This window comes from Oleiphilus sp. HI0067 (assembly GCF_001635735.1).
The window spans coordinates 1-4,382 of record NZ_LWFI01000864.1; the positions used below are offsets into that span (position 1 = coordinate 1).

Genomic DNA, 4,382 nt, shown 5'->3' on the forward strand with positions numbered 1-4,382 from the left:
AAGAATGGTTAGGGTTCGGACCCTTATGTCTTTTACTGGGTATTCCTGGGTTATTTGTGTTTCAACCATACCCTAGCTACGACGAACTCAAGGTTGTGAAAGGAGTTGTCACAGAGTACCACTGGCAATTATCAGGGTCTTGGAGGAGTGGTGGTTCAAAATACATTTATGTCTCTACAGATACGGATTTTTTGAAATTTACTGTTTTTTCGGGAAAAAACGCAATCGTGGAGGGGGAGCGCATAATTGTGCGCTCTCACGAAAACATAGCGTGGGAACTTGAGCAGAACGATAGAGTAATTTATTCACACGAGCACATCATTGCCTATCATGAAAAAATGGCAAAATTCACAAAGCCAATGGTTGTTATGTCTGTGCTAGCTGGTGTTTTTCTTACACCATTATGGGTCAAGAATAGACGTAAGAATCGCGCGAAGATCAGATCTTTATTTTGAAAAGAAAGTCGCCAGATTTATTTTATCAAGAGTGCGCTTAACGTCCGTTTTTGTCTACTTGAGAATGAAAAACCAATGTCCGCTTTTCATTCTTAGTGCGTATTAATGCCTGTATTAGCGGCAGTTTTGGAGGGTAGAACCCCTAGAAAAGCTGTCCAAGCCACGCAGTAGCTAATGCAACATGCACTGGTTAAATGTGCTATGCGCTAAGATAGCCCCATTCAAACTTAAGATCACTAGCATCATACTTAAGTCTTAAATGATGATCATGCTCTTCACCAGTTTCACTATCTATAAACTCAACTCGAAGTATCGAACCATCTAACGAACCGCAACTTTCTTTAACTCTATAAAACAATACCGAACCATCACCATTCCACTCCTTTCTTCTTTCTATAAAATCTATTTGTTGGCTTTCTCCATTTGAGTTGCTCAAATACGCCCGAGCTTGTTCAATATTCGGAGGGAACGTTACAAATAAATTCGTGGGCCCACTTAAAAAAGATGGGATGATTGGTGGCAGTGGTATCAATGGCGATACCATAAAACTATATGTTTTGGCACTATTGCCGTTACAACCAACCTCAACCGACAAGTTCATGCTTTCTAGAATACTTGTGTTCTGTGTCAGGGACGTAGTTACCGATTCACTTCTCGTCAAACCTGTCATGGCACACCCATGCAAAAACAAGGCAATAGACAAAAACATCAGCTTATACATTGGCACTATCATACGGAGACATTTAACAGTGTGTTCAACGAACCCTCCGGTGCGCTAAACACTTTTTAGGCTTTCAAAACGGGTAATCATAACTACCATCATTGTAAGTCATTATTACTTCTTCTGTTGAAATATCGATGTTCTTTGCGCCTTCCTTTTGCGCTATATAAGCCAAAGATTTCACGGTTAAATCTGGAGCATCATCTAGTTTTATAGAGGTCATACTTATCGGGGCACAATCAGCAAATATGCCATTTGCTGTAAGCTCTAAATAAGCTTTTGGGCTACCACCATCTAATGTTTGCCAGCCATCTGTAGATAGTAAAGTTGCAACACCAATAGGGCCGTTATAAAAGTGATGAACCTGATCAAATTTTTCTATTTTTATATCAAGACTATGCGGTTTCTTTGCTGAAGTACGAACGAAATGATCTTTCGCTGCTTCAACAGTTAGAACGCACTCAGCAAGCAACGGTATTTTGTGAGATACGGTCATTTCAGTCTTATCTTGCGTACATCCAGCAACAAATATTGCTGACAACAAAGTTAATGTATATCTCATAGATTTCCTTTGAGAGTGCCTAACGCCAAGCGAATGGGCTGGCGCTGCGCAGCAGTGACAGTCCAGGCCAAGGTTCCCTTGGCCGAGCATTGCGCGCCTTGTTAGTTGTTTTCATTGTTCTCGGTTTCATAGAACTCGAGAGTTAAAGGCCTGCGCTTTGCGTAAAGCATTAAGCCAAGACTAGTAAATACGCTTATGAATAAGCCGAATACAATGGCAAAGAAAATACCAAAGAACGGACCTAGCACTGCCGCCTTAAAGCCCGTTACTTGAGTTTGGCCCCAATACATAGTTAATAAGTCTTGGGAAGCCAACAAACCCATTAGAGTGAAGAAAGGGATAAACGAGCAGAAGAGACCTGTAAATATAATTTTAAAGATCGCTTTCGTCCTTAGCCTTTTGATAGTGAACGATTCCATATTTGTCCTATTACAACTAACATTTGTATAGTGAGACCCCCCTCATATGCATGACGGGTAGCCTCTTCCCTTTTCCATATACTACTTTGTTTTTAAGAGAAAAAACTCGAACCTTACTCATTTCTTTATCACGCATATGAGAGGTCACGTATGTAGAAATAGTGAGGGGTCTCGTATGTAATCCACAAAACGACTCAAAACTCTGATTTCATTAGATTTTTCATGTTCCCTCGGGTGCTAAACGAGCACAATTCACTTCCTTGTGTGGTTTTAAACAAGCACGCTCAAGAGCGCTTTGATTAGCTAATACTTAAGTGAGTGAAGAGTTTTCGGTGACTTCTGCTTTCCTATTGAAGCAGGCATCGGGAATGGTTCAGTGCCAAGGTCAGCAATTGTCTAGCAGCAGAAGTTTTAAGCGATGAAAGCATGACTTACTTTTCATGCATTTTGCTAGCGCTGAGTCTCGATTTAGTGCAGTTAATTCTCTTCTTGCAGCTTATAATGTTGATCCTTTAGAGCCCATATTTAAGTTCAATAATGCTTAGAAAAAACCAAGAATTCCTTACAATATTGAATTCTATTAAATTCAACAGCTTACAAAATGTAAGCCTTACAAAGGTTGCTTAAGACATGATAAACAAAATGAAAGTGCTTTTAGCTCCAGCTTTACTAGCGGTTGCTTTACCTGCGCAGGCTGTTTTGATCGATTTTACGTCAACCGAATGGGCTGGTGTAAATGGTGAAGAAACGTATACAAATGATGTTGCAGGAATTGGCGATGTCACACTAAGAGCAAACGTTGGCACTTTAACGTTTAATGGCAACGAGGGTCCGGGTGCAATCGGTGGCCTTGTTGGTGATGGCGACGGTATCGGTATTAAAAAGCATGGTGATCGTGACGAGATCAATAACCCTCAAGGTGGCGACAAGATCGAGAAACTAACAGTGACGTTTGATGCGTCAGTAGTTATTGATGAGATCTTGGTGTTGGATTTGTTTAATAACGAATATCTTGGTTATCGTTTGAAGCCTGGCCCATATGCTGATTCGCCATTTATTCCTGCAGGTCCTGGTAGTGCTGGTGGTGCTGGCTTCTTAAGCATTCTGACTGGCTTTGATAGCACAGATCGTACGTCTTGGATCCAATTCACTGTACCTCAGGGTGCTGGTGACGACTCTGATCAAGACTTCGCTTTAGCAGGTTTAAGAGTGACTGCTGTTCCAGAACCTCGCACGTTAGCGCTCTTAGGTTTGGGGCTTCTTGGTCTAGCTCGTATCCGAAAGCGCGTTTAAGCAACGACTTTGCCTAGAACTAGATCTTACGTCGTTGAGTAAACGAAAAAGCAGCCAACTGGCTGCTTTTTTTATGTCTTTTTTCGTTCTTACACAGGTTTTCTACTGAATACGCCGAGGATAGGCGTACCTTGTTTTCGCAATATAGGCTGGATATCACGATAAAGCGCGTGGTACTTGTAGAAAGGCACGCGAGGAAACAAGTGATGAATAGCGTGCAGGTTTTGACCAACCCAGATCCATTCAAAAGGCTTCAGCCAAACTGGAACAATTAAGTTATTGGTATTGCGATAACGTGCCGTTTCTTGATAAGGGATATGTGGTCTGTAAGCGAACCAGTAGGCCGTGAACGTACCACCTAACAGGAAACCTAGAACCAAGACCAACGCTAATTCTATACTTGGCGCATAGGCGAGTAAGGCAACTCTCCAACCAAGGCTAAACATAAGCTCCGCGCAATAAATTGCGCGCTCTTTTGTTGGTGCTGTATCCCACTTTACGCGCGCGAAGTAAGTGATTTGCATCCAAATAAAAACTAGAACGGTTTTAATGAACGATACAAAGCCATGTTGCATGCCGCTGATGACAAAGTCAGGGTCCTTGTCAGCTTGGTTAGTATGTCGATGATGAGTCATGTGCTCATATCTGTGCGACGCGTATGGCACTGAAATAAGTGGTGCGGCGAGGTAACCGCATAGATCATTGAGCCACTGAAGCTTTTTGTTATTCCCGTTAATGTTCCCATGCGCCGCTTCGTGCAGTGCGCTATAAGAAAAATAAGTCAAAGCTGCTAGACCAACGACCGCAGGAATAAGAGGAATATCACCTTGCGAATAGAAGTAGAGAAACGCAATTGTTCCGATCACAACGCTAAAAGTATATATGACGGTAAGCCAGCTTATTTTGCCCATGTATTTTTGAGCTGACGCGAT

Annotated in this window: 6 protein-coding genes; 2 read left to right on the forward strand and 4 right to left on the reverse strand. The window is 42.0% G+C overall.

Translation table 11 applies throughout. The annotated features are described in order from the left end of the window. On the forward strand, window positions 1–455 hold a 455-nt coding region (locus tag A3739_RS30805), incomplete at its 5' end, for a hypothetical protein (RefSeq protein WP_231877056.1). Between the two features lie 199 nt (window positions 456–654). On the opposite strand, the gene A3739_RS09265 is transcribed toward A3739_RS30805, so the two are convergent. From A3739_RS09265 to A3739_RS28735, 3 genes are all read right to left on the reverse strand, one after another. Continuing rightward, the gene (locus A3739_RS09265) at window positions 655–1,125 is read right to left on the reverse strand and encodes a hypothetical protein (protein ID WP_156502510.1); all 471 of its coding nucleotides are present in this window, start codon (window positions 1,123–1,125) and stop codon (window positions 655–657) included. A 124-nt stretch (window positions 1,126–1,249) separates the two neighbouring features. Continuing rightward, complete coding sequence (locus A3739_RS09270; protein WP_068501103.1) at window positions 1,250–1,738, reverse strand: hypothetical protein; 489 nt, start codon at window positions 1,736–1,738, stop codon at window positions 1,250–1,252. Between the two features lie 101 nt (window positions 1,739–1,839). Further along, on the reverse strand, window positions 1,840–2,028 hold the full coding sequence (locus tag A3739_RS28735; protein WP_156502511.1) for a hypothetical protein: 189 nt from the start codon (window positions 2,026–2,028) through the stop codon (window positions 1,840–1,842). A 759-nt stretch (window positions 2,029–2,787) separates the two neighbouring features. Here A3739_RS28735 and A3739_RS29855 point away from each other — a divergent pair. Further along, window positions 2,788–3,450 (forward strand): PEP-CTERM sorting domain-containing protein, encoded by a 663-nt coding sequence (locus tag A3739_RS29855; protein WP_082878336.1) that lies wholly within the window; start codon window positions 2,788–2,790, stop codon window positions 3,448–3,450. A gap of 89 nt (window positions 3,451–3,539) precedes the next feature. Here A3739_RS29855 and A3739_RS09285 read toward each other — a convergent pair. Continuing rightward, the coding region (locus A3739_RS09285; RefSeq protein ID WP_068501109.1) for a fatty acid desaturase at window positions 3,540–4,382 on the reverse strand (843 nt) is incomplete at its 5' end.

Excerpts from the sequence above, each read along its gene's own strand:
- A3739_RS28735 (WP_156502511.1), bottom strand. The coding sequence starts at position 2,028 with ATGTATTGGGGCCAAACTCAAGTAACGGGCTTTAAGGCGGCAGTGCTA.
- A3739_RS29855 (WP_082878336.1), top strand. The coding sequence starts at position 2,788 with ATGATAAACAAAATGAAAGTGCTTTTAGCTCCAGCTTTACTAGCGGTT.
- A3739_RS09270 (WP_068501103.1), bottom strand. The coding sequence starts at position 1,738 with ATGAGATATACATTAACTTTGTTGTCAGCAATATTTGTTGCTGGATGT.
- A3739_RS09265 (WP_156502510.1), bottom strand. The coding sequence starts at position 1,125 with ATGACAGGTTTGACGAGAAGTGAATCGGTAACTACGTCCCTGACACAG.